This is a genomic window from Pseudomonas fluorescens (genome assembly GCF_001623525.1).
In the GTDB taxonomy this organism is placed as follows: Bacteria; Pseudomonadota; Gammaproteobacteria; order Pseudomonadales; family Pseudomonadaceae; genus Aquipseudomonas; species Aquipseudomonas fluorescens_Q.
Map to the genome: position 1 here is coordinate 379,346 of NZ_CP015225.1, position 23,331 is coordinate 402,676.

Sequence of the window (23,331 nt, forward strand, 5' to 3'; positions counted from 1 at the left end):
AAGAAGAGGCCGAGTCATGAAGTTCGAATCCTTAGCCCGAACCCTCATTGCCATATCCCTGACCCTCAGCTGTTTGTATGTCCAGGCCGCCTCTCAGGCACCGGTGGCCGCCGAGAACGGCATGGTGGTCACCGCCCAGCACCTGGCGACCCATGTGGGTGTCGACGTGCTCAAGAACGGCGGCAATGCCGTGGATGCGGCGGTGGCGGTGGGGTATGCCTTGGCGGTGGTGTATCCGGCGGCGGGCAATCTGGGCGGGGGTGGGTTCATGACCCTTCAAATGGCCGATGGCCGCAAGACGTTCCTGGATTTCCGCGAAAAAGCCCCCCTGGCCGCCACGGCCAACATGTATCTGGACAAGGACGGCAATGTCGTCCCCGACCTCAGCACCCGCGGACACCTGGCCGTGGGCGTGCCCGGCACCGTCTCCGGCATGGAGTTGGCGTTGAAGAAGTACGGCAGTAAACCGCGGGCGGAGCTGATCGCCCCGGCCATCAAGTTCGCCGAGGAAGGCTTCGCCCTGGAGCAGGGAGATGTCGATCTGCTGGAAACCGCCACCGATGTGTTCAAGAAGGACATGCGCGACTCCGGGGCGATCTTCCTGCACAACGGCGAGCCCATGCAGGTCGGCCAGAAGCTGGTGCAAAAGGACCTCGCCAAGACCCTGCGGGAAATCTCCGCCAAGGGTGCCGACGGCTTCTACAAGGGCTGGGTCGCCGATGCGCTGGTCACCGCCAGCCAGGCCAACAAAGGCATTATCACCCAGGCCGACCTGGACAAGTACAAGACCCGCGAGCTGGCCCCGGTGGAGTGCGACTACCGCGGCTACCACATCATCTCGGCGCCGCCGCCCAGTTCCGGCGGGGTGGTGCTGTGCCAGATCATGAACATCCTCGACGGTTATCCGATGAAGGACCTGGGGTTCCATTCGGCCCAGGGCATGCACTATCAGATCGAAGCCATGCGCCACGCCTACGTGGACCGCAACAGTTACCTGGGTGACCCGGACTTCGTGAAGAACCCCATCGACCATCTGCTGGATAAAAACTACGCCGCCAAGCTGCGGGCCGCGATCGAACCGCAAAAGGCCGGCGACTCGCAGAAGATCAAGCCCGGCGTGGCGCCCCATGAGGGCAGCAACACCACCCATTACTCCATTGTCGACAAGTGGGGCAACGCCGTCTCGGTCACCTACACCCTGAACGACTGGTTCGGTGCCGGTGTCATGGCGAGCAAGACCGGGGTGATCCTCAACGATGAAATGGACGATTTCACCGCCAAGGTCGGCGTGCCCAACATGTACGGCCTGGTCCAGGGCGAAGCCAACGCCATCGCGCCGGGCAAGGCGCCGCTGTCATCCATGAGCCCGACCATTGTCACCAAGGACGGCAAGACGGTCATGGTGGTGGGCACCCCGGGCGGTAGCCGGATCATCACCGCGACGTTGCTGACTATCCTCAATGTGATCGACTACGGCATGAACCTCCAGGAGGCGGTCGACGCGCCGCGCTTCCACCAGCAGTGGATGCCGGAGGAAACCAACCTGGAGGCGTTCGCGGCCAGCCCCGATACCCGGAAGCTGCTGGAGAGCTGGGGGCACAAGTTTGCCGGCCCGCAGGACCCCAACCACATTGCCGCGATCCTGGTCGGTGCGCCGTCATTGGGTGGCAAGCCGGTGGGCAAGAACCGCTTCTATGGCGCCAACGACCCCCGTCGCAACACTGGGTTGTCGCTGGGGTATTGAGTCATCGCGCGGCTCCGATAATGTTTGAAGAGGGAAGGTCATGAACACCGCATTGCTGATCATCGATGTCCAGAACGCGCTGTGCTCAGGCGAAGAGGAATGCTTCGACAGCCAGCGCATCATCCGGACCATCAACGACCTGGCGGCCAAAACCCGGGCCCTCGGCTTGACGGTGATCCTGATCCAGCACGAAGAGTTGGAAGGTTCGCTGACCTATGGTTCTGCCGCCTGGCAACTGGCCGACGACCTGTTGACCGCAGCCGATGACCTGCGGGTGCGCAAGACCACCCCCGATGCTTTCTACCAGACCGACCTGCAACCGTTGTTGCAGGCCCGAGGCATCGACCGCCTGGTGATCTGCGGGCTGCAAACCGACTATTGCGTCAACGCCACCGTGCGCCAGGCCCATGCCCTGGGGTACGACGTGGTTTTGGTGGCCGATGCCCACTCCACGGTGGACAACGGCAGCATGGCGGCCGAGCAGATCATTGCCAATCACAACAACCGATTGGGGCGGCTGAGCAGTGCGGTATCGCGGATCGATGTGGTGCCGGCTGCTGAAATCCGTCTGTAGCCGATACTCACTATTGGTACTGCGACGTAGGTTTGACTTGGGGGCACACTTGTGGCGAGGGAGCTTGCTCCCGCTGGGTTGCGAAGCGACCCTAAAATTTTTACGACCGCTTCGCGCTGGAGCGCCAGCCCGGTCGAGCGGGAGCAAGCTCCCTCGCCACAACAGCGGATGGCTCAGCATCGACGATGGTTTTTCACGGTGCGCCAAGCACCATCGTCCAGTACACCCCCGCATCACTGCGTGAATCGCTGGCGGAAGCGGCGCCCATCTGGGTGAACATCGGATTCATCAGGTTGGCGCAGTGCCCCGGGCTGGCCAGCCAGTCGTGCATGGCCTGGGTCGGTGAGCGTTGTCCGGCGGCGATGTTCTCGCCCAATTTATGTCCGCGAAAGCCGGCGCTCTTGGCCCGATCGGAAGAGGAGCGACCGTCCGGGTCGCGATGGGCGAAATAATTCTCGCGGGCCATCGACCGGCTGTGGCCTTGGGCGGCGGTTCCCAGCGCGGTGTTCCAGCTCAGCGGCCGGGCCGCGGCGAAGCGCTGGCGCCCGCACATCCGCGGCTTGGCCCTGGCGGCGTTGACCTGGGCCAGCAGCGACTTATCCGTCGCACCCGCGTCGCTCATCCGTGTGCCTCCCATGGGCTGCGCCAGCACCACGCGCCACTCATCACCGACCCGATTGACGCCGATGTCGGCGTATTGGTTGTCCAGCAGTGCTGCGCAATGTTCGTCGGTCAACATTTCGAATGCTTCTTCGGCGTCCCGCGCATCGGTCAGGCGGATGCTGCGCACGGCCCGGGCCTGGTAGCCGGCGTCTTTCAAGGTCTCCCGCAGCCCACCGCGAAAGCCCATCGGCAAGCCCAGGTTCGAGCGCAGCACCAGCGGCGGCGTGGCACGCACCGTGCGCCATTCACAGCGGCGTGATTGGCTACGGAAATCGTTGATGGCGTCCACCAACTGCCTTTCGCCACGGGCGTGGGCGGGGCTGGCAAATAAGGGAAACAGGGCAAGCAAGCACAGCGAAACGAAACGGCTAGAGCGAACAGGGTGGCGCATGGGGCGAACGGCTCAAGAAGGGGGAGGTGCTTAGCGCCAGGCTTGGCGCCGATCAGCTGGAAAACCCGGCGCTGCAGATCGGCGGGTTTTCACGGCTGGGGTAGGACTGTCGGTTTTGGAACAAGTTTCTGAGGACGAAGACTTTCTACGAGCTGGCACAACACCATTGTGGCGAGGGAGCTTGCTCCCGCTGGCCTGCGAAGCAGGCCCAACGCATTTGCGACCGCTTCGCGCTGGAGCGCCAGCCCGGTCGAGCGGCAGCAAGCTCCCTCGCCACAACGGTGTTCAGTCAGTTCAATTCGCTGTTCCAGCCACAGGCACCTTGACCCGCTCGACCTTGCGATAGGTCAGCAATACGATGCCCGTCACCACAATCGCGCCACCCATCACCTGGCCCGGGTTGAGCATCTGGTCCAGCACCAGCCAGCCGATCAGCAGCGTGGCCAGCGGTTCGATGTTCATCACCGGGGCGTTGCGCGGCATGTCCAGGCGGGGCACGGAAATGAACAGCACAGTGAAACCGGTGCCGTAAAGCACCACCAGGGTCGCCAGGGCGAACCAACCGGTGCTGCTGGCTGGCAGGTCGAAACCGCCGGGCAGGGCACCGGTCAGGCCGGCGAGGTTGACGCTGCTGAAGACGATGAAAATCGTCAGCAGGCTGCGCACCGAACCACGGACCTGTGACAGCTTGTGATCGGTGATCCACAGCGCACAGGCGAACACGCAAGCGGCACAGAAGGCCAGGCCCACCCCCAGTAGCCATTGCGGGCCAACGCTCTGTTCAGACGATAACCGCGCCGGCACCTCCAGCACGAACACCAGGCCCACCAGGATCATCCCCATCAACGTGGCGGTGCGTGCAGTGGGCCGTGGCCCGCCCAGCGCCCAGGTCAGCAAGGCCAGCAGAATCGGAAAGACGTTGCCCACCAACAGCGCCAGTGCCACCGGCACCCGGGCCACGGCCGAGTACAGGCACAGGCTCTGCGCAGCGATGAGTAACCCCAGCAGCACCTGCCAACGCCATGCGCCCGGCGGCAAACGCAGGCTCTGACGTTGCCACAGTACCATCGCGGCCAACACCAGCAACGTCCCGCCTGAGCGCAGCAGGATCGCCAGCAATACCCCAGCACCGTCATCGAACGCCGCTCGGGCGGCGACATGATTGCCGGCAAAGGCACAGCCCATGCACAGCAGAACGAGCACCGCGAGGTGACGGGGCAATGGAGGCGGGGCATCAGGTGCAGCGGCGGGGCGAGTCATGGCAGGGTGTCTCAATGGTGGGCCGCCCAGGCAAATCGCCTTGGAACAGCTGTTTTTAGTTATAGGTCGTCGTACAACTTTGAGGGCTGTTTTTACCCTATAGGATTACAAGAGACAAGGTCGGGGTCTCGGGGAGCTCTACCTTGTTAAGTGAACGACCGCGCGCACATTGTCCTGCGCTTTGCTGTACAACAACCTGACCGTTGTGTCGTTTACAGCATTGCCCTTTGCGGAGCTGCCCCATGCGCCTGGCCGATTTCATTCTCGACAATATCGAGCCGATTCTTCAGGCGTGGGAAGACTTCGCCAAAACCATCACCCCCGCGTCCATTGGCATGGATTCCGTGGCCCTGCGCGACCATGCCGAGCAGATGCTGCGCACTATCGCCGCTGACCTGCGCACCTCGCAAACGCGCAATGAGGCGATTGCCAAGTCCCACGGCGAGGCCCCGCCGGTTGATGCCGAAACCGCCGCCGAAACCCATGCGGTCATCCGCCAGTCCTCGGGTTTTACCGTGGAGCAAATGGTTTCCGAGTACCGGGCCCTGCGCACCAGCGTGCTTATGCTCTGGATGCCGCACACGCAGTTGGATCACAAACAGGTCATGGACGATCTGATTCGATTCAACGAGGCCGTGGACCAGGCCTTGGCCGAGTCCGTCGTCAGTTACTCGGGGGCGGTGGATGCGTCGCGCAATATCTTTCTCGGGATTCTGGGGCATGACTTGCGCAGCCCCTTGGGCGCGATCCTGCTGAGTTCCGAAGTGCTGCTGCGGGCGGGGGACCTGCCCGCCAAGGCGACCAAGATCACTTCGCGCATCTACACCAGCGTCAAGCGGGCCAACAAAATCGTCGGCGATCTGCTGGATTTCACCCGCACCCAACTCGGCTCGGGCATTCCAGTCCAGCGCTTCAAGGGCGATCTGGTGGCCGCCTGCGAAGGTATGGTGGAGGAGGCGCGGGCCTATCATCCGGAAAGCGAAATCCGCTTTGAAACGACCGGTGCCCTGGAAGGGGTGTTTGATCCGGCCCGCATGGAGCAGGTATTTGCCAACCTGATTGGCAATGCCGTCCAGCATGGTGCCGAAGGCACGCCAGTGACTGTTTCGTTGAGCGTTGAAAAGGATAGGGCCGTGATCGCGATCAACAACCAGGGCAAGCCTATCGAGAAAGAGGCCATTTCCAGTCTCTTCAACCCTATGATCCGGCATCTGCGCAGCGGTGAGATGCAGTACGGTTCCACGGCCGGGCTCGGACTGGGTCTGCATATCGCCTCGGCGATCGTATCGGCCCATAACGGCACCATCGAGGTTCACTCGAAGGCGCGAGTCGGCACGACCTTCACCGTTCGTATACCGCTGAACCCGGCCTGATCGACTGTGCGCAGAGCAGATTCACATACTTGTACGATGTCTTATCACGTAGTAAAACTGTCGTCCCGTCCAATAATAATTAACGGAGACGCACCGATGGATGCTTCGCAATCTGCAACCGCCGCCGATCAGGGCCGCCGGGTATTCCTGAAAAAATCCCTGGTGGTCTCGGCTGCTGCGGCCGCCCTTGGCAACCTGCCCGGGCTCGCTCAGGCCGAGCCCTTGAGTCAGCGTTACCCGGACCCGCTGATCAATATCCTTGACCCCAGCTTCATGGACTTGCGCATCTTCAATGCCAGCGTGGAGAAACTCGCCACCGGTTTGCGTTGGGCAGAAGGGCCGGTGTGGGTCGGTGACGGTCGTTACCTGCTGGTCAGCGACATTCCCAACAACCGCATCGTGCGCTGGGATGAAGTTACCGGTGGCCTGTCGGTCTACCGCGAGAACTCCAACTTCTCCAACGGCATGTGCCGCGATCGCCAGGGCCGGCTGCTGGTGTGCGAAGGCTCCACCACCGCCAGCGAAGGCCGACGCATCACCCGCACCGAGCACAACGGCACTATCACCGTGCTGGCGGACAGTTTCGAAGGCAAGCCGCTGAACTCGCCCAACGACATCGTGTGCAAGCGCGATGGCTCGGTGTGGTTCACCGACCCACCGTTCCAGACCGGCAACAATTACGAGGGACACAAAGTCACCCCCGCCCAGCCTCACGCGGTGTATCGCATCGATGGCGAAACCGGCAAGGTCACGCGGGTCATCGACGACCTGGCGGGGCCGAACGGGCTGTGTTTTTCCCCGGATGAGAAAATCCTCTACGTGGTCGAAGGCCGGGCCAAGCCCAACCGCTTGATCTGGGCGATCACCGTCAAGGATGACGGCACGCTGGGTGAGCGGCGCAAGCACATCGAAGGCCTGGATTACGCGGCGATCGACGGAATCAAATGTGATGAAAGCGGCAACCTCTGGTGCGGTTGGGGCGGCAATGGCGACCCCAAGGCCGACCTGGAAAAACTCGACGGCGTGCGGGTGTTCAACCCTGAAGGCAAGGCCATCGGGCACATCTCCCTGCCGGAGCGCTGTCCCAACGTCTGCTTCGGCGGACGGGAAGGCAATCGGTTGTTCATGGCCGGCAGCCACTCGCTGTATTCGCTGTTCGTGAATACCCGAGGGGCGACGTTTGCCTGAGTGACACATTCACCCTCGGAGTTGATGGACTTTTTGGCGAGGGAGCTTGCTCCCGCTGGGCTGCGTAGCAGCCCTAAAACCATTCACCTGGGTGTGCCTGGTTGGTCGCATTCAACATTCGGTCTCTTTGGGGTTGCTGCGCAACCCAGCGGGAGCAATCCCTGGCCACAGGATGTCCGCTGTGCCTGCGGTGTTTTCTGATGGGTTCAGGATTGTCCGCAGCTCCATAGCTCCACGGTCGGCTGGCCCTCTGTCGGCGGCCCCAGCCAATGACTCATCGCCCGACAACCGCCACCAAAACATAACTGATAGTCGCCAGCCTGCGGCGTGCGGCCCAGTTTCAGCGGTTGCAGGGGCGGCACCTGGCGTTGATAGTGCCAGCTGCCGTTTTCAAGCCTTGCATCGTCGGGAATCTCCATGCCCGCGCCATTGCCTTTGACCCTGGCCTCGCCCAGGATCAGGCCCTGTTCGCTGACGCGATAATCTTCCTCCCAGCGAATCTTCTCGATGGTGTGGTTCCATGCCAACGTGAAATCGGCCACGGCGAGCTGGGCCCAGACCACGCCGGACAAGCCCAGGCACAGACCGATCACGCCAAGGCCCGCCCACTGCGTCGTGCGCGCCAGACGTGTTGGAGAATCAGCAGCCCACCCAGCACGAAGCCGATCTCATCGGTCACGGGCAGGGCAACCACCAGCAACGCGCCGGCGGCAAAACACAGCAAGCGTTCCCAAATCGGCATTTTCTGTTGCAGGTAGCCGGTGGACGCCATGCCCCAGAGCCCGACGGCCAACAACGTCTTGATCAGCATGTACGCCGTCATCCACAGGTTGTCGCCCTGGAGCATCAGGGCCGGGTTATAGACGGTCATGAATGGAATGACGAACCCAGCCAGGGCAATGCGCACCGCCCAGAAGCTGATCTTCAGGCCACTTTCCCGGGCAATGGGCGCGGCGGCGAAACAAGCCAGCGCCACCGGCGGCGTCAGGTCGGCCAAGATACCGAAATAGAACACGAACATGTGCGACACGATCAGCGGCACGCCCAGTTCCAGCAGGGCCGGTGCGGCGATCGAGCTGGTGATGATGTAGTTGGGGATGGTCGGTATACCCATGCCCAGCACCAGGCAGGTGAGCATGGTGAGGATCAGCGACAGCAACAGGTTGTCCCGGCCGATGGCGAGGATGTAGCCGGCAAAGGTGGAGGCCACGCCAGTCAGCGAGACCACCGCGATGATGCTGCCCACCAAGGCGCAGGCGATCCCCACTGGAACGGCATGACGCGCGCCATCTACCAACGCATGCAAGCAGATGACGAGGGTTTCCCGAGTGCCTTGCATGAACCAGCAGGCCACCACCAACACGCCGATCACCGCAAACACGACACCGATGCCCAAGCGGAAAAAACCGACGCAAAGCAGCCCCAAGGCGATCCAGAAGGCGCAGCGCAACGCGTAGTTCGAGACTTTGAGAATGATCGCCGAGCCGAGAATCACGATGGCTGTCAATGCCAGGCCCACCATGCCGGAAAACAGGGGGGTGCGTCCGGAAAACAACAGGTAGACCAACACCCCGAGCGGGATCAGCAGGAACCAGCTGTCCTTGACCGCGCCCCAGGCGCTGGGGCATTGGTCCTTGGGCAAGCCCTTGAGGTCGGAGCGCTTGGCCTCCAGGTGAACCATCCAGAACACCGAGCCGAAGTACAGGCAGGCGGGTATCAACGCGGCCTTGGCGATTTCAACGAACGGCACATTGATGGTTTCGGCCATGATGAAGGCTACCGCGCCCATCACCGGCGGCATGATCTGGCTGCCCATGCTGGACGTGGCTTCCACACCACCGGCAAACGCGGCCTTGTAGCCGAAGCGCTTCATCAACGGGATGGTGAATTGCCCGGTGGTGACCACGTTGGCGATGCCAGAACCGGTGATGGTGCCCATCAGCGCCGATGACACCACGGCCACCTTGGCCGGGCCACCGAGCTTGTGACCGAACAGGCCCATGGCGAAATCGGTGAAGAGCTTGATCATGCCGGCCTTTTCCAGGAAGGCGCCGAACAGGATGAACAGGAAAATATAGGTGGCCGACACGTAGGTTGGCGTGCCGTACAGCCCTTCGGTGCCGAACGACAGTTGGTTGATGATTTGATCGAGGCCATAGCCGCGATGGGCCAAGTCGCCCGGTAAGTATTCGCCGAACAGGCCATAGGCCAGGAACAGGCCGCAAATGATCGGTAGTGCGATGCCCATCACTCGCCGCGCGGCTTCGAACACCAGCACGACCAGGACGATCCCCATGATCATGTCCGTGGTGGTCAAGTCGCCGGAGCGTTGGATCAGGTCCGACTCAAACACCCATTGATAAAGCGCCGTCGCCACGCCCCCCAGGCTCAAGACCCAGGCCAAGGGTTGCCAAGGGCGCTGCCTGCCATGCGCGGGGTAGCTGAGGAACACCACCCACAGCAGAAAGCCGACATGTACCGCCCTCAGCACAATGCTGGAGACCGGAGAAAACGCGGCGGTGACGATCTGAAATATTGAAAACAGCAAGGCCACGTAGAACAGGGTCTTGGGCCAGTCTCGCGGGTCCGTGGCGATGCCGTGCTGGTCTTCACTCATGAGGTGCCTGCCTTCTGTTCACATTCAAGGGGTGAAAACACGACGGATCAACGGCGATGGGCACCGTTGATACGCAGGGTGTTACAGCGCGCCCACTTCCTTGTAGTAGCGCTCGGCACCGGGGTGGAGTGCGATCGGCAGGTTCTTCGCGGCGTTTTTCAGGGTGATGTCCTTGGCCGCTGAATGGGAGGTGCCCAGGCGAGTGAGGTTCTCGAAGAGCAGCTTGGTCATCTGGTACGCCACCTCATCCGGGACATCCTCGCGGGTGACCAGGATGTTGGTGATGGCCACCGTCGGTACGGCCTCCGCCTGACCATCGTAGGTATTGGCCGGAATCATTGCGCTCTGATACGCCGGGTTGCCGATTTTCTCCACCACATCGGTGGGCACTGCTACGTAGCTCAGCGCCATGGTCGAGGCCAGGTCGCGAATGGCCGCCATTCCCAGGCCCGAGGACTGCAGTGTGGCGTCCAGTTGGCGGTTCTTGATCAAGTCCACCGACTCGGCGAACGGCAAGTACTGGACCTTCATGTCCTGGTAGGTCAGCCCCGCAGCCTTGAATATCGCCCGGGCATTGAGTTCGGTACCGGATTTTGCCGCGCCGACGGAAACGGTCTTGCCCTTGAGGTCGGCCAATGTCTTGATGCCGGACTCCTGGCTGGCGACGATCTGGATGTAGTTGGGATAGGCGCCAGCGATGGCGCGCAGCTTGGTCAACGGCGCCTTGAAACCGGCGTCTTCCACGCCGTTCTTGGCATCCGCCACCGAGTCACCCAGGGCCAGGGCCAGCTCACCACGACCGGCTTGCAGCAGGTTGAGGTTTTCCACCGAGGCCTTGGTGGCTTGCACCGATGTCTTGGCGTCCTGGATGCCGCTGCTGTAGATCTGTGAAAGCCCGACCCCGATCGGGTAATAAACTCCGCTGGTGCCGCCCGTGAGGATGTTGATGTACACCGGGGCGGCCTGGGCCGTGGTGCTGACCACCAGGGCTGCCGCGGCGGCCAGGAGGGTGAAGTGCTTGTTGACTCGCATGGGGACCTCTCCGTCTTGTTATGGCTTATGCAGAGTCTTTCCACTGTAGTTCAAGCGCGGGTGATGGCGAGTCGAGTGGCCGTAAAGGCTTCTGTGGCGAGGGAGCTTGCTCCCGCTCGGCGGCGCAGCCGTCGTAAAACCGACAAACACGGTCTGCCTGAAAAATTGCGTCAGCCTCTTTCGGGGCTGCTGCGTAACCCAGCGGGAGCAAGCTCCCTCGCCACTGGCCCCTTGTTAGGCCAGGGGCGCCGTACTGCCTCGCACCGTCAACTCGAACGGCAACACCACATGCCGCTCGGCAATCGGCTTCTTCTCGATCAGAGCAATCAGCATCTGCACCGCCTTTTCCCCAAAGATTTCGGCAGGCTGTGAAATGGTGGTCAGGGGCGGGTCGCAGTAGGCGGCGAACGGGATGTCATCAAAACCCACCAGGGAAATATCCTCGGGCACCCGCAGGCCCATTTGCTTGATGCGCCTGAGCGCGCCGATGGCCATCTCGTCGTTTTCACAGAACAGTGCGCTGGGGCGGTCGGCCAGCGCCAACATCGCGCCGGCCCCGTCATCACCGGCCTTCAAGGTGAAGTCGCCATGGCAGATCAGGCTGGGGTCGACGGCGATACCGGCCTGGCTCAGGGCATCCTGGTAGCCGGCCACGCGATCCAGGGTCAGGGGGCTGCTGCGTGGCCCCTTGATGATGCCGATGCGGCGGTGGCCGAGGCCGATCAGGTGCTCGGTCATGGCCTGGGCGGCGGCGCGGTTGTCGAGACTGATGGTCGGGTAGGGGGCGTTCTTGACCACTTCGCAGGCGTTGACCAGCGGCAGGCTTTCGACGCCTGCCGGCATCGATTCGAAAGGATCGCTGGCGCGCAACTGGATCACCCCGTCGGCCTGGTGGGCGTAGACCAGCGCGGCAAATTCCCGCTCGATCTGCGCGCGGCCCCGGGTGTCGCACAGCAGCAATCGATAACCCGCCGCCTGCGCGGCCTGCTGCGCGCCGCTGATGACCCGGGCGAAAAACGTATTGGCGATGGCCGGCACCAGGATCACCAGGTTGCCGGTGCGCCGGGAGCGAAATTGCACCGCCATCAGGTTGGGCCGATAGCCGGCCTGTTCCACCGCCGCGTTGACCTTGTCCCGCGTTTCGGGAAGCACCCGCTCGGGCGATTTCAGGGTTCTGGACACCGTGGCCACCGAAACACCCGCCAGCCGGGCCACCTCACGAATGTTGGACAAAATCACCTCGGGGAACAGGGGGTACGGTGGGGAGCTTACCGCAGGTTGAGCGCCTCACAAATATTCCACGGTGAACCTCGTGGGTTTGACACGCGGGGAAACTGAGCCTAGATTTTTGCCATGATGTAACCGGTTACATCATCATCCTGACAGGAAGACAATCGCGATGAATCCTGTAGCACCGAAAATAAGAATGGGCTTCGTCGGCGGTGGAGAGGGCGCGTTCATCGGCCAGGCCCACCGTCAGGCCGCGGGCCTGGACGGCGGTTTCGAACTGGTCTGCGGCGCATTCAGCCGCGACCCTCGCAACACTCGGCAGACCGGCGCGGCCCTGGGCCTGGCCGCGTCCCGTTGCTACCACGACTGGCAGCAGATGCTCGACACCGAAGCGCTGCTGCCGCTTGATCAGCGCATGGAATTGCTGGTCATTGTTACCCCCAATCATCTTCATGCACCCATCGCCAGCGAGGCCTTGAAAGCCGGTTTCCATGTGTTCAGCGAGAAACCCGCCGCGCTGGACCTCAACGAGTTGCTGGCCCTCAGGGAAGTGCTGCAAGGCAGCCGTTGCCTCTACGGGCTGGCCCATACCTACCTGGGTTATCCCATGGTGTGGCAGGCCCGGGAGATGGTGCGCTCGGGCGCGATCGGCCAGGTGCGCAAAGTGCTGGTCGAGTACCCCCAAGGCTGGCTCAGCCAGGATGTCGCCGCCCAGGGCAATAAACAGGCCGAATGGCGCGACGACCCCGGGCAGTCCGGCCTGGGCGGTTGCATCGGCGACATCGGCACCCACGCGTTTTCCCTCGCCGAGTTCGTCGCAGACCAGCCTATCCAGCAGCTATGCGCCACATTGGGCACCCATGTGCCGGGCCGGCAATTGGATGACGACGTTGCGATGCTGTTCAAGATGGCGGGTGGCGCCAGCGGTGTGCTGATCGCAAGCCAGGTCTGCACCGGCGAAGAGAACCCGCTGAAGATTCGCGTCTACGGCGATAAGGGCGCCTTGGAGTGGCGCCAGGAAGAACCGGCGAGCCTGATCCATCGCGCCTTCGACCAGCCTTTGCGCATCCTGCGTAGCGGCGTCGGCCAGCCGTGGCTGTGCGCGGCGGCCACGCGGCGCATGCGCCTGCCGGCCGGGCATCCCGAGGGCTACTTGGAAGCCATGGCCAACCTCTACGGCGATTTCGCCCACGCTATTCGCAACCATGTCGAAGGCCCTGACGTCCCTGGCGTGCCCGGCATCGAGACCGGCTTGCGTGGCATGGCCTTCATCGAGGCCGCCATCCTCAACCACCGTGGCGACGCGAAGTGGACCACCGTGCAAACCGGAGCATCCCTGTTGTGAATACCCTCGACACACCACCGAGCGGCCTGCGTGGCCCAGGTATTTTCCTGGCGCAATTCATGTCCGCCGAAGCGCCGTTCGATACCCTGGCCAACATCGCCCAGTGGGCGGCGTCGCAAGGCTACAAGGCCATTCAACTGCCGACGTCGGGCACCCAATACATCGACCTGGCCCGGGCCGCCGAGAGCCAGGACTATTGCGATGAACTCAAGGCCACCTGTGCCCAGGCCGGTGTCGAGATCAGCGAGTTATCGACGCACCTGCAAGGCCAGTTGGTGGCAGTGCACCCGGCGTTCGACGCGCTGTTTGACGACTTCGCTCCGGCCCATCTGCGCGGCCAGCCCCAGGCGCGGACCGAATGGGCGATCGAGCAACTCAAATTGGCTGCCCGCGCCAGCCAGCGGTTGGGGCTGAAGGCTCATGCAACGTTTTCTGGCGCGCTGCTGTGGCCGTATTTCTACCCCTGGCCGCAGCGCCCGGCGGGCCTGTTGGAGCAGGGTTTCGCCGAACTGGCCCGGCGCTGGTTGCCGATTCTCGACTGCTTTGACGCGGCGGGGGTGGACCTGTGCTACGAAATCCACCCCGGCGAAGACCTCCACGACGGGGCCTCGTTCGAGCGCTTCCTGGAGGCGGTCGATCATCACCCACGGGCGGCGATCCTCTACGACCCCAGCCATTTGCTGCTGCAACAGATGGACTACCTGGGCTTCATCGACCGCTACCACGCACGCATCCGCATGTTCCACGTCAAGGACGCCGAATTTCGCCCCGATGCCCGTTCCGGGGTGTACGGCGGTTACCAGGGTTGGGTCGATCGGCCCGGGCGGTTTCGTTCGCTGGGCGACGGCCAGATCGATTTCAAATCGATCTTCAGCAAGCTGACCCAATACGATTTCAGCGGTTGGGCGGTCCTGGAATGGGAATGCTGCTTGAAGGATTCACAACAGGGCGCCGCAGAAGGGGCAGCGTTCATCCAGCGGCACATGATCAGCAAGACCGGCAAGGCGTTCGATGATTTCGCCAGTGTCACGGCGGATGAGGATTCCAATCGACGGTTGTTGGGTTTGCCCCCAATGCCAATGACATAACCCTGTGGCGAGGGGATTTATCCCCGTTGGGCTGCGAAGCAGTCCTAAACCCTGACATCCCGGTTCGCCCAGGTTGATTGAGTCGACTGTTTTTTGGGGCTGCTTCGCAGCCCAGCGGGGATAAATCCCCTCGCCACAGGGGCTCTGCAAAACTCCATTTCCACAAGAACAACAATAAAACGGTGACGCTCATGACCACGATGAATGCACGCCTCAGCGTGATGATGTTCCTGCAGTTCTTTATCTGGGGTGGCTGGTTCGTCACCCTTGGCACCTTCCTCTCCAGCACCCTGGGCGCCAGCGGCGGGCAGATCGGCATGGCGTTCTCCACGCAATCGTGGGGAGCGATCATTGCGCCGTTCGTCATCGGCCTGATCGCCGACCGCTTCTTCAACGCCGAACGGATCCTGGCGGTGTTGCACCTGCTCGGTGCGGTGTTGCTGTATCAGCTGTATTCGGCGGCGGATTTCAGCGTGTTCTACCCGTACGTGCTGGTGTACATGGTGGTCTACATGCCGACGCTGGCCCTGGTCAATTCCGTGGCGTTCCGGCAAATGCGCGATCCGGCGCTGGAGTTCTCCCGTATCCGGGTGTGGGGCACGATTGGCTGGATCGTCGCGGGCGTGGTGATCAGTTTTGTGTTCGCCTGGGATTCGCGCGAAGCGATCTCGGCAGGCGGCTTGCGCAATACGTTCCTGATGGCGGCCGTTGCTTCCCTGGTACTGGGGCTCTACAGCTTCACGCTGCCGGCCACGGCGCCGCTCAAGGAACAGGCCCGCGCGGGCGGCGTCAGGCAGTTGCTGGGGCTGGACGCGTTGGGGCTGTTGAAGGATCGCAGCTACCTGGTGTTCTTCATCGCCTCGATCCTGATCTGCATTCCCCTGGCGTTCTATTACCAGAATGCCAACCCGTTCCTGGCCGAAACCGGGATGACCAACCCAACGGCGAAGATGGCCATCGGGCAGGTCTCGGAAGTGTTGTTCATGCTGCTGTTGCCACTGTTCATCCAGCGCTTTGGCATCAAGCTGGCGCTGTTGGTGGGGATGTTGGCGTGGGCGTTGCGCTACCTGTTGTTCGCCTACGGCAATAACGGCGACCTGGCGTTCATGCTGTTCACCGGCATTGCCCTGCATGGCATCTGCTACGACTTCTTTTTTGTCTCGGGGCAGATCTACACCGATGCCAAGGCACCGGAGCGCTTTCGCAGCTCCGCCCAGGGGCTGATTACCCTGGCGACCTATGGTGTGGGGATGCTGATCGGCTTCTGGGTGGCGGGGCAGGTGACCGATCACTTTGTCGTGGCGGGCGGTCATGACTGGCAGAGCATCTGGCTGTTCCCGGCCGGTTTCGCGCTGCTGGTGTTGCTCTGCTTCCTGTTTACCTTCCGCGGCCAGCAAGCGCTCGCTGCGTCGTCAAAGGCTTGAAGCAGGGCTGGGCGTCAGTCATTTGTGACTGACGTCCAGCTTGGTGTAGGTCACTTTCCCGCCTTCGTTGGAATAACCCTTGTTGTCCAAGGTGTAGACACCGGCCTTGAAATAGAAGTTATAGCCGTACCAGGACGGGTCCAACTTCACCTGTTTACCCGAGTTGCCGATCAGCACCGAGAGCTTGCCTTGCTTGTCCATTTGCAGCGAATAAGAGAAGGTCTTGTTCAGCGGCACGTTGGGCACGGTGTAGATCACCGGGCTCTTCTTGTCCTTGGGCTTGACCCGGTATTCCACGTCGATATTGCCGGTGCCCTTGGCGTAGCGGTACACCAGTTTCAACAACGGCGTAGGGGCGTCCTTGGCGTGGATCTGCGCCACCACCACCCGGCCTTCGGAAGGCACCTGGTTCACCGCCAGGGTGCCCTTGAGGGTATTGGTGCCGCTGTTGTAGCGCCAGTTGCGCAGCTTGCCGTCCTTGCTGGTTTCCCGCAGTTCGGAGCGCGGATATTCGCTTTTACCGGTATGGGAACCGGTGACCGGCGCCCAGAAGACGATTCGCTGGCCGTTATTGTCGAAATACTTGTTTTTCAGGGTTGGCATGGCTTTGGTCGCCACGACCTGCGCCGGCGTTTGCACGGGCAGGGTAATGTTCCAGACAGTCAGGTCAATCATGATAAAACCCTCCAACGGGACCGGCCGTTACCTGGCGGCCGTCAAGACAGAAACTGCCTTCCGTGGCGCAGTTTTCATGTTATCGACGATGGGCTGTTTCGCTGGAGGAGCACCTGACGGATGGCTCTGCAATGAGCCTTTCAGGCACTGAATTGAGCGGATTATCGTGTGTCAATTTGTTGCTGATCGGTTAGAGTACGCGCCGCCCGAGAGACGGATCCCGGGCGTCTTTCCATGGAGCGTCAAATGAATCAAATCAGCAAAGTTGTCGCCTGCGCACTGTTCGGCCTGGCCCTGGCGGGTTGCACCGGCACCCCGATGAAAACCCAGCAATACGACAGCAGCCAATACACCGTTGTCGGCCACAGTGAAGCCAAGGCCACCGGCCTGTTGCTGTTCGGCGTGATCCCGATTCGCCAGAACAACCGTTTCGTACGCGCCCAGACCGCGGCGATCAAGGCCAAGGGTGGCGACGCCATGATCAACACCCAAGTCCAGGAAAACTGGTTCTGGGCCTGGGTCTTGACCGGTTACACCACCTCGGTGTCCGGTGACGTGGTCAAGCTGAAAAGCGTTCAGTGACACCCTGCTTTAGAGTAGGTGAGCGCCGGTTGTAAAGGCGCTTACCTGTGGCGAGGGAGCTTGCTCCCGCTCGATCGCGCAGCGATCGCAAAAGGGCCGCTTCGCCGCCCAGCGGGAGCAAGCTCCCTCGCCACAACAGCCCGATCATGCCCGATCCTCTGTCACTGTCCTCCCACCACCATATGCGTGAACGGCGCCACATACGCCTGCAACGTCACCAGCCCGCCCACCAGAATCGCCAGCACCACCGAGTGGAAAAACACGTAGCGCAGGATTTCGCCTTCGTGACCGTACCAACGGGTCGCGGTGGAGGCGACCACGATCGACTGCGCGTCGACCATCTTGCCCATGACCCCGCCGGAACTGTTGGCTGCGGCCATCAACACCGGGCTGATGCCCAGTTGCTCGGACGTGACTCGTTGCAAGCCGCCAAACAACACGTTGGAGGCGGTGTCCGAACCGGTCAGCGCCACGCCGAGCCAGCCCAGCAAGGTGCCGAACATGGGGTAGAAAATGCCCGTGGCGGCGAAGGCCAGGCCCATGGTCGCGTCCAGGCCTGAGTAGCGCGTGAGAAACCCCAGGGCCAACATTGCTACGATGGTAATCAGCGAGTAGCGCACCACCCAGAGCGTTCGCAGGTAGTGGTGCAGCAGTTGCGGGATGGAATAGCCCATCAGCAAGCCACCGAGAATCGCCGCCAGGAAGATGCCGCTGCCCGTGGCAGTGAACCAGTTGAACTTGTAGACCGCTTCCTCGGTTTTAGGCTGGGGCACCACGGGCGGGACTTTTTCGATCTGCTGGTGGATGGTGCCGAAGGTCACCAGGGGCGAGAAGATCGGATTGGCCTCGCGCATCGGCTTGCCTTGGGGATCCAGTCGGGCCGATTGGGTCTGGGGGTCGATGGCCGGACGGGTGTCGAACAGGTTCTTGAAGCCTTGGGTGCCCCAGGCGAACACGAACACTGTGAGGATGATCCAGGGCATCCAGGCCCGTCCCACGGCGGAGCGAGTGTCGCTGGAAAATGCCGCGCTGGCGACGGGTTTTTCATCCTCGCTGGCGTCGATCTTCGAGTTGTCGACCCGCCCGGACAGCGCGGCGGAGGTGTGCACCGTGGCCGGTTTCCAGACCTTGAGGAAACCGGTGAGGCAGGCCATGGAAATCAGCGCGGCAATCACATCCACCAGCATCGGCCCGTGGTAGTTCGACACCAGGAACTGCGGGATGGCGAAGCTGACACCGGCCACCAGGATCGCCGGCCAGACCTCCAGCATCTTGCGCCACCCGGCAAACGCCCAGATCAACCAGAACGGCACCAGCACCGAGAAAAATGGCAACTGCCGACCGACCATCATCGACAGCTCCATTTCATCCAGCCCGGTGACTTTGGCCAGGGTGATGATCGGCGTGCCCAGGGCGCCGAAGGCCACGGGCGCGGTGTTGGCGATCAGCGCCAGGCCCGAGGCGGCCAAGGGGGAGAAGCCCAGCCCGATCAGGATCGCCCCGGTCACCGCCACCGGCGTCCCGAAACCCGCGGCGCCCTCGAAGAACGCACCGAAGCAAAAGGCGATCAGCAGCAATTGCAGGCGTCGGTCGTCGGTGATGCGGGCGAGGGAATCCTGCAGGACCTTGAACGAGCCGTTTTCGGTGGTCAGGCGGTGCAAGAAGATGATGTTGAGGACAATCCAGCCAATGGGCAACAGCCCGTTGGCCGCGCCGTAAAGTGCCGCTGACCCGGCCATGCCGGCGGGCATGCCGAAGGCGAAGATGGCGATCAGCAAGGCCGAGGCCAAGGCCATCAACGCCGCCAGGTGCGCCTTGACATGAAAGAACGCCAGGGACGCCAGCATCACCACCACCGGAACCGCCGCCAGGAGCGTCGACAGCACCGCATTACCGAAGGGATCGTAGACTTGTTGCCAGACCATGTTCCACCTCTGCTTTTTATTGTTGGAAGTGCAGGCCCCGGGGGGGATTGGCAGAGAAGTATAGGCGGGGATTGGCGAGGGGAATGGCGCAGAGGCCTGGGGTAAGCCCCTGTGGCGAGGGAGCTTGCTCCCGCTGGGTGGCGAAGCCGCCCCAAGAATTTGTGCTTAAACAAAAAACTTGGGCCTGTTGCGCAGACCAGCGGGAGCAAGCTCCCTCGCCACAGGGTAAGTGGTGTGCTGGCTAGCGTGGGGGCTCACCTTCCTCCTGGCGAAGCTCGAGGCTCAAGCCGTCGCAGCTTTGCGACCAGGCGACCAGCCAGTCGGGCACGGCGGGCGATTGTTCGGCCAGGCCCAACTCGCGGATGAACTCAGCCGGTGCAATCGTGCCTTTGGCCGAGCGGAACAGGCCGCGCATGATCACCACCCCGACCACACGTCCCTGGCTGATGAAACGGTGCTCCATGAACGTCCATTTTTCGTCCCAACCGAGCAGGCGGGTGTGCACCTCGAACGCCTCGAACAGTTTCAATTCCCGCCTGAACTTGCCCCAGACATCCCCCACGATCGGCACCGCCCGGTTGCGCAACGCCACTTTGTAGGCGCCGCTGCGCAGCACGTAATCCATGCGTCCCACATCGGCCAACGTGAAGTAGCGTCCGTTGGTGACGTGGCGATTGAGGTCCAGGTCCAGCGGCCATACCCGCATGCGCACCACCGTGGTGCCCAGGGGCGCCGCCGGCTTGCGCCACGGGCGGCGGAACAGCATCAGCAACAGTCGAAACCAGAGATTCATAAGGAGGCCGTGAAGAGGGAAAACGGCGCACTTTAGACCCCGTGCAGGAAGCGGGCTAGGTGCGAAAGTGACGATTTGCGTGGCAATCGCGCATTTGGGGCATGTTCGAGCGGCTGTTGTGGCCAGGAGCTTGGGCCCGCTGTATGGCGAGCCGCTCCAAGAGTTTGGGTCGAAACAAAAGAACTGGGCCTGCTGCGCAGTCCAGCGGGAGCAAGCTCCCTCGCCACAAAAGCAGTGCAGCGCTACAAAGGTGCAAGGCGCTCGTTCAGCCCTTCGCCGCCATCGCCGTCACTTCCACTTTCATGCCTTCAACCGCCAGCGCTGCCACACCCACCGCCGCACGAACCGGCCAAGGCTTGGCGAAGAAGCGTTTGTAGACCTCGTTGAACGCGGCGCGGTCGGCCATGTCGGTCAGGTAGATGGTCAGGTGCAGGACCCGGTCCATGGAGCTGCCGGCGCCTTCCAGGGCAGTCTTGAGGGCTTGCAGCGTGCATTCGCTCTGCAGGGTGATGTCGCCCAGTTCCAGGCTGCCGTCGGCGTGGGTGGGGATTTGCGTGGAAACCAGCAGGCCGCCGAAACCGGCGACGTCGGAGGAAATGGAGTCCGCATCCGGATCTTGAATAAACGTGATGTCTGGGTTGCTCATGCAAAACCTCATGCTGGAAAAGAAAAAGGAGCGCCGCAGTTTACCGTTCATTGCCGCGCCGTTCCTGCATTCCTTTATCCGTGCGCTCCCAGCCCGTTGTTTTGCACCAGTGCCTGGATGTAGGCCTCAAGCGTCATGGTGCCGTGCAAGGCGTCGTCGCCCACGTCGAAGCCGCTGTCTAGGCTGACGGCGCTCATGCGCGCATAGGAGTGCGCCGCAGCGGGGCTGAAGCCGAGGCTCTGGAAGGTGCTTTCCCATCGGTCCCTGGGTATCACGTGTACCTCGACCGGCCGGCCGAGCGCCTGGGAAAAAGCCTGCGCCACATCGTTGGGCGAGTACAGGCCAGGCCCCTGCACGTTACGCACGCCAATGTCATCCACCGACGATAGCAATCGCGCGGCCGCCACTTCGCCCAGGTCCCGAGGCGCAACCATGGGGAAGGCCAGGTCGGCTGGAAACAGCGTCGGCAGCTTGCCGGTCTCGCGGACGGTATTGAGCAGGCTGTCCCAGTTGCTCATGTAATAAGCGCCGCGATTGATCGCCGCCGGGATCGACTGGTTACGCAGCCCTTCTTCCAATTCCCACAAGACGCTGAGATCGCCGATACGCCTGCCAGGCTGGGCGCCGGCGGTGGATTGCACGACGATTTTCTCAAGACCCGATCCGTCGAGGGCGGCCAGGATGTTGGCGACCGTGCGCCGTTCCACCGCATCGGTATCGGTACTGGGAGCCGCTGGCGGGTTGAGAATGAACGCCCTGCGCCCGAGCCGAAACGCTGCGCGCAACGACTCGACGTTTTCGGCGTCCGCTTCGACGATTTGAGCGCCCCTGGCCCGCCATTCAGTGGCGTGGGTGGCGTTGCGGGTCATGATGATCACGGCATGCCCTGGCGCCAGCAAGGCGCGGCCTGTGGCCGAGCCAACGTGACCTGTGGCGCCCATGATCACGTACATGGCTTTATCTCCTGAAGTCAAAGTCCGCCCTGGGCCGGACGGTGGGTTGTCAGTGCCGGTTCATGGTGCGGTTGCGCGCCGCTCAGGCGTGCGGCCAACTGTTGTGCCTGTTCCCATCCCAGCGCGGGCTCCAGCCATTCGAGCGCATCTTCGGCACTGAAGGCCAGTACCCGCTGCTGCTGGCTGGCGATGTCGCCATACGTCACCAGGGTCAGGCCGTCACAGCCAAACGGGGTCTCGCTGGCCTGGGCCAGGGCAGCCAGGAAAATCGGGACCGACTGCCGGGCGGTCGTGTAGGTGAGGCGTTGCGCCTGGGAGGGCGAGGCGGGGGCTTGTGACTCATACCAACCCTCCACGGGAACCAATACGCGGCCTTCGTGCTTGATGGGGTCGAAGACCTTGGAGCGCATCACCAGATGCAAGGGTAGATGGGTCAGGGGCGGCATCGTCCCGACCGACCAGATTGGCGACCAACCCCAGCGAACCTTGATGCACTCCAAGTGCCCACCGCGACGACGAATGGCGCTGACCTGCATGTTTGGCTTGATCAGACTCTGGCGCTCCTGGACCTTGGGTGGCGTTGTCACGTACAGGTCCAAGGGCGTCACGCTTGCACCGAAACGGCTGCCGGGCGTGTCTCGCTGGGCGAAATACGCCAGGGAGTCTTTTGAAGAAACGTGTTGAACAAGACTGTCACACATAACGAAAACTCCCGGCAGTGAACGCAAAGAAGCCTTGATCCACCCGCTGTTCAAGCCGTGACGTCGAAGCGCGTCAGCATGGCTTTCAGCGGTGTCATGTAGGTCCGAGCCGTGGCGAATGGCTTGGTTCGAAAATCCTTGCGGCGGGGAGACGAGCGGGCGGTGTGTCAGTTTGCAGAGAGGTTGGCTGTGCCGATGCCTTCGCGAGCAGGCTCGCTCCCACACTGTTGTGCGTTGATGAAGTCCACGAAAGCCCTCAATGGCGAGGGCAGGTAGCGGCGGCCGGGGTAGTAGAGAAATGGGCCGGTAAAGCGCTGCCACCAGGGTTCGAGTACCGGTTCGAGGGCGCCGCTGTCCAGGTACGGTCGTAACCAGTCTTCGAACAGGTAGACGATGCCCAGACCGTCTACAGCGGCTTGCACCGACAGGTCCACCGCACCGCCAATGCGCGTGATCAACGGGCCGCTCGGGTCGACGCTGATGGTTTCGCCGCCGCGCTCATACTCCCACAGCGGCATGGCGCCGCTGGGGAACTTGCCCCGCAGGCACGCGTGTTCCAGCAGGTCTCTGGGATGTTCCGGCCTGCCCCGGGCATCGAGGTATGCCGGGGCGGCGGCCGTGGCGAAGCGCTGGAACCGTGGGCCGATGGGGATGGCGATCATATCCTGCTCCAGGCGCTCGTCGTAGCGAATGCCAGCGTCACACCCGGCCGCCAGCATGTCGACGAAGCTTTCTTCGGTGACCACTTCCAGGCGGATGTCGGGATAGCTTTTCAGGAACGGCGTGATAATCGCCGGCAACACCAGCCGGGCCGCGCTGACCGGCACGTTCAGCCTGAGGGTGCCCGAAGGACGGTCGCGAAAGTCGTTGACCACGTCCATGGCCGCCTCGACCTCGCCCAGGGCCGGGACGATGCGTTCCATCAACCGGGCACCGGCCTCGGTCGGTACCACGCTGCGGGTAGTGCGATTGAGCAGGCGTACGCCGAGCCGGCTCTCCATCCGGCGTACGGCGTCGCTCAGGCTTGAGGCAGACTTGCCGCTCAGCCGCGCGCCTTCACGAAAGCCCTTCGCGTTGACCACGGCCACGAAGGCCAGCAAGTCTTGAATATCCGTCGCCATTGTTCT

General features: G+C 62.5%; 21 protein-coding genes. 8 read left to right on the forward strand and 13 right to left on the reverse strand.

The features are described from left to right. Positions 1–16: 16 nt before the first annotated feature. Positions 17–1,744 carry a gamma-glutamyltransferase gene (gene ggt / locus TK06_RS01590; protein WP_063320505.1) on the forward strand — a complete coding sequence of 576 codons (1,728 nt, stop codon included), beginning with the start codon at positions 17–19 and terminating at the stop codon, positions 1,742–1,744. Between the two features lie 40 nt (positions 1,745–1,784). Then, positions 1,785–2,318, forward strand: coding sequence for a cysteine hydrolase family protein (locus TK06_RS01595; RefSeq protein ID WP_063320506.1), 534 nt, complete (start codon positions 1,785–1,787; stop codon positions 2,316–2,318). A gap of 193 nt (positions 2,319–2,511) precedes the next feature. Here the strand turns inward: TK06_RS01595 and TK06_RS01600 are convergent, their stop codons facing one another. Both TK06_RS01600 and TK06_RS01605 read right to left on the reverse strand, forming a co-directional pair. After that, positions 2,512–3,372, reverse strand: coding sequence for a CAP domain-containing protein (locus TK06_RS01600; RefSeq protein ID WP_063320507.1), 861 nt, complete (start codon positions 3,370–3,372; stop codon positions 2,512–2,514). A gap of 294 nt (positions 3,373–3,666) precedes the next feature. Further along, complete coding sequence (locus TK06_RS01605) at positions 3,667–4,632, reverse strand: EamA family transporter (RefSeq protein ID WP_063320508.1); 966 nt, start codon at positions 4,630–4,632, stop codon at positions 3,667–3,669. 242 nt (positions 4,633–4,874) lie between these two features. Here TK06_RS01605 and TK06_RS01610 point away from each other — a divergent pair, with 242 nt between their 5' ends. Then, positions 4,875–6,005 (forward strand): sensor histidine kinase, encoded by a 1,131-nt coding sequence (locus TK06_RS01610; RefSeq protein ID WP_063320509.1) that lies wholly within the window; start codon positions 4,875–4,877, stop codon positions 6,003–6,005. A gap of 96 nt (positions 6,006–6,101) precedes the next feature. Continuing rightward, a complete protein-coding gene (locus tag TK06_RS01615; protein WP_063320510.1) occupies positions 6,102–7,193 on the forward strand; it encodes an SMP-30/gluconolactonase/LRE family protein in 1,092 nt (363 codons plus the stop codon). Positions 7,194–7,399: 206 nt separating this feature from the next. On the opposite strand, the gene TK06_RS01620 is transcribed toward TK06_RS01615, so the two are convergent. The 4 genes from TK06_RS01620 to TK06_RS01635 all read right to left on the reverse strand — a co-directional run bounded on the left by TK06_RS01620 (position 7,400) and on the right by TK06_RS01635 (position 12,075). After that, positions 7,400–7,786: a DUF1850 domain-containing protein gene (locus tag TK06_RS01620; protein ID WP_063320511.1), complete on the reverse strand. Its 387-nt coding sequence runs from the start codon at positions 7,784–7,786 to the stop codon at positions 7,400–7,402. After that, positions 7,783–9,810: a TRAP transporter permease gene (locus TK06_RS01625; protein WP_063320512.1), complete on the reverse strand. Its 2,028-nt coding sequence runs from the start codon at positions 9,808–9,810 to the stop codon at positions 7,783–7,785. Before TK06_RS01625 ends, TK06_RS01620 begins: the two co-directional genes overlap by 4 nt. Before the next feature lie 81 nt (positions 9,811–9,891). Continuing rightward, entirely contained in the window at positions 9,892–10,842 is a 951-nt protein-coding gene (locus TK06_RS01630) for a TAXI family TRAP transporter solute-binding subunit (protein ID WP_063320513.1), read from the reverse strand. A gap of 234 nt (positions 10,843–11,076) precedes the next feature. Next, the gene (locus TK06_RS01635) at positions 11,077–12,075 is read right to left on the reverse strand and encodes a LacI family DNA-binding transcriptional regulator (RefSeq protein WP_063320514.1); all 999 of its coding nucleotides are present in this window, start codon (positions 12,073–12,075) and stop codon (positions 11,077–11,079) included. A gap of 166 nt (positions 12,076–12,241) precedes the next feature. On the opposite strand from TK06_RS01635, the gene TK06_RS01640 reads away from it, so the two are divergent. From TK06_RS01640 to TK06_RS01650, 3 genes are all read left to right on the forward strand, one after another. Next, the gene (locus TK06_RS01640; protein ID WP_063320515.1) at positions 12,242–13,417 is read left to right on the forward strand and encodes a Gfo/Idh/MocA family protein; all 1,176 of its coding nucleotides are present in this window, start codon (positions 12,242–12,244) and stop codon (positions 13,415–13,417) included. Further along, positions 13,414–14,505 (forward strand): sugar phosphate isomerase/epimerase family protein, encoded by a 1,092-nt coding sequence (locus tag TK06_RS01645; RefSeq protein ID WP_063320516.1) that lies wholly within the window; start codon positions 13,414–13,416, stop codon positions 14,503–14,505. The genes TK06_RS01640 and TK06_RS01645 overlap by 4 nt, the downstream gene beginning before the upstream one ends. 191 nt (positions 14,506–14,696) lie before the next feature. Next, the gene (locus TK06_RS01650) at positions 14,697–15,929 is read left to right on the forward strand and encodes a nucleoside permease (RefSeq protein ID WP_063320517.1); all 1,233 of its coding nucleotides are present in this window, start codon (positions 14,697–14,699) and stop codon (positions 15,927–15,929) included. Between the two features lie 18 nt (positions 15,930–15,947). On the opposite strand, the gene TK06_RS01655 is transcribed toward TK06_RS01650, so the two are convergent. After that, a complete protein-coding gene (locus TK06_RS01655) occupies positions 15,948–16,604 on the reverse strand; it encodes a polysaccharide lyase family 7 protein (RefSeq protein ID WP_063320518.1) in 657 nt (218 codons plus the stop codon). 246 nt (positions 16,605–16,850) lie between these two features. Here TK06_RS01655 and TK06_RS01660 point away from each other — a divergent pair, with 246 nt between their 5' ends. Further along, entirely contained in the window at positions 16,851–17,186 is a 336-nt protein-coding gene (locus tag TK06_RS01660; protein ID WP_063320519.1) for a hypothetical protein, read from the forward strand. A gap of 161 nt (positions 17,187–17,347) precedes the next feature. On the opposite strand, the gene TK06_RS01665 is transcribed toward TK06_RS01660, so the two are convergent. From TK06_RS01665 to TK06_RS01690, 6 genes are all read right to left on the reverse strand, one after another. Continuing rightward, on the reverse strand, positions 17,348–19,111 hold the full coding sequence (locus TK06_RS01665; protein ID WP_063320520.1) for an L-lactate permease: 1,764 nt from the start codon (positions 19,109–19,111) through the stop codon (positions 17,348–17,350). A 241-nt stretch (positions 19,112–19,352) separates the two neighbouring features. Then, entirely contained in the window at positions 19,353–19,904 is a 552-nt protein-coding gene (locus tag TK06_RS01670; RefSeq protein ID WP_063320521.1) for a thioesterase family protein, read from the reverse strand. 265 nt (positions 19,905–20,169) lie between these two features. Beyond that, a complete protein-coding gene (locus TK06_RS01675) occupies positions 20,170–20,550 on the reverse strand; it encodes a RidA family protein (RefSeq protein ID WP_063320522.1) in 381 nt (126 codons plus the stop codon). A 74-nt stretch (positions 20,551–20,624) separates the two neighbouring features. Further along, positions 20,625–21,503 carry an NmrA family NAD(P)-binding protein gene (locus TK06_RS01680; RefSeq protein ID WP_063320523.1) on the reverse strand — a complete coding sequence of 293 codons (879 nt, stop codon included), beginning with the start codon at positions 21,501–21,503 and terminating at the stop codon, positions 20,625–20,627. 17 nt (positions 21,504–21,520) lie between these two features. Further along, positions 21,521–22,204, reverse strand: coding sequence for an SOS response-associated peptidase family protein (locus TK06_RS01685; RefSeq protein ID WP_063320524.1), 684 nt, complete (start codon positions 22,202–22,204; stop codon positions 21,521–21,523). 167 nt (positions 22,205–22,371) lie between these two features. Next, entirely contained in the window at positions 22,372–23,325 is a 954-nt protein-coding gene (locus TK06_RS01690) for a LysR family transcriptional regulator (RefSeq protein ID WP_063320525.1), read from the reverse strand. Positions 23,326–23,331 lie beyond the last annotated feature (6 nt).

Bases quoted from the DNA above. Each gene is read 5' to 3' on its own strand.
- TK06_RS01625 (WP_063320512.1), bottom strand. From the start codon at position 9,810: ATGAGTGAAGACCAGCACGGCATCGCCACGGACCCGCGAGACTGGCCC.
- TK06_RS01680 (WP_063320523.1), bottom strand. From the start codon at position 21,503: ATGTACGTGATCATGGGCGCCACAGGTCACGTTGGCTCGGCCACAGGC.
- TK06_RS01650 (WP_063320517.1), top strand. From the start codon at position 14,697: ATGACCACGATGAATGCACGCCTCAGCGTGATGATGTTCCTGCAGTTC.
- TK06_RS01630 (WP_063320513.1), bottom strand. From the start codon at position 10,842: ATGCGAGTCAACAAGCACTTCACCCTCCTGGCCGCCGCGGCAGCCCTG.
- TK06_RS01660 (WP_063320519.1), top strand. From the start codon at position 16,851: ATGAATCAAATCAGCAAAGTTGTCGCCTGCGCACTGTTCGGCCTGGCC.
- TK06_RS01670 (WP_063320521.1), bottom strand. From the start codon at position 19,904: ATGAATCTCTGGTTTCGACTGTTGCTGATGCTGTTCCGCCGCCCGTGG.
- TK06_RS01665 (WP_063320520.1), bottom strand. From the start codon at position 19,111: ATGGTCTGGCAACAAGTCTACGATCCCTTCGGTAATGCGGTGCTGTCG.
- TK06_RS01600 (WP_063320507.1), bottom strand. From the start codon at position 3,372: ATGCGCCACCCTGTTCGCTCTAGCCGTTTCGTTTCGCTGTGCTTGCTT.
- TK06_RS01675 (WP_063320522.1), bottom strand. From the start codon at position 20,550: ATGAGCAACCCAGACATCACGTTTATTCAAGATCCGGATGCGGACTCC.
- TK06_RS01595 (WP_063320506.1), top strand. From the start codon at position 1,785: ATGAACACCGCATTGCTGATCATCGATGTCCAGAACGCGCTGTGCTCA.
- TK06_RS01690 (WP_063320525.1), bottom strand. From the start codon at position 23,325: ATGGCGACGGATATTCAAGACTTGCTGGCCTTCGTGGCCGTGGTCAAC.
- TK06_RS01605 (WP_063320508.1), bottom strand. From the start codon at position 4,632: ATGACTCGCCCCGCCGCTGCACCTGATGCCCCGCCTCCATTGCCCCGT.
- ggt (WP_063320505.1), top strand. From the start codon at position 17: ATGAAGTTCGAATCCTTAGCCCGAACCCTCATTGCCATATCCCTGACC.
- TK06_RS01655 (WP_063320518.1), bottom strand. From the start codon at position 16,604: ATGATTGACCTGACTGTCTGGAACATTACCCTGCCCGTGCAAACGCCG.
- TK06_RS01615 (WP_063320510.1), top strand. From the start codon at position 6,102: ATGGATGCTTCGCAATCTGCAACCGCCGCCGATCAGGGCCGCCGGGTA.
- TK06_RS01610 (WP_063320509.1), top strand. From the start codon at position 4,875: ATGCGCCTGGCCGATTTCATTCTCGACAATATCGAGCCGATTCTTCAG.
- TK06_RS01640 (WP_063320515.1), top strand. From the start codon at position 12,242: ATGAATCCTGTAGCACCGAAAATAAGAATGGGCTTCGTCGGCGGTGGA.
- TK06_RS01685 (WP_063320524.1), bottom strand. From the start codon at position 22,204: ATGTGTGACAGTCTTGTTCAACACGTTTCTTCAAAAGACTCCCTGGCG.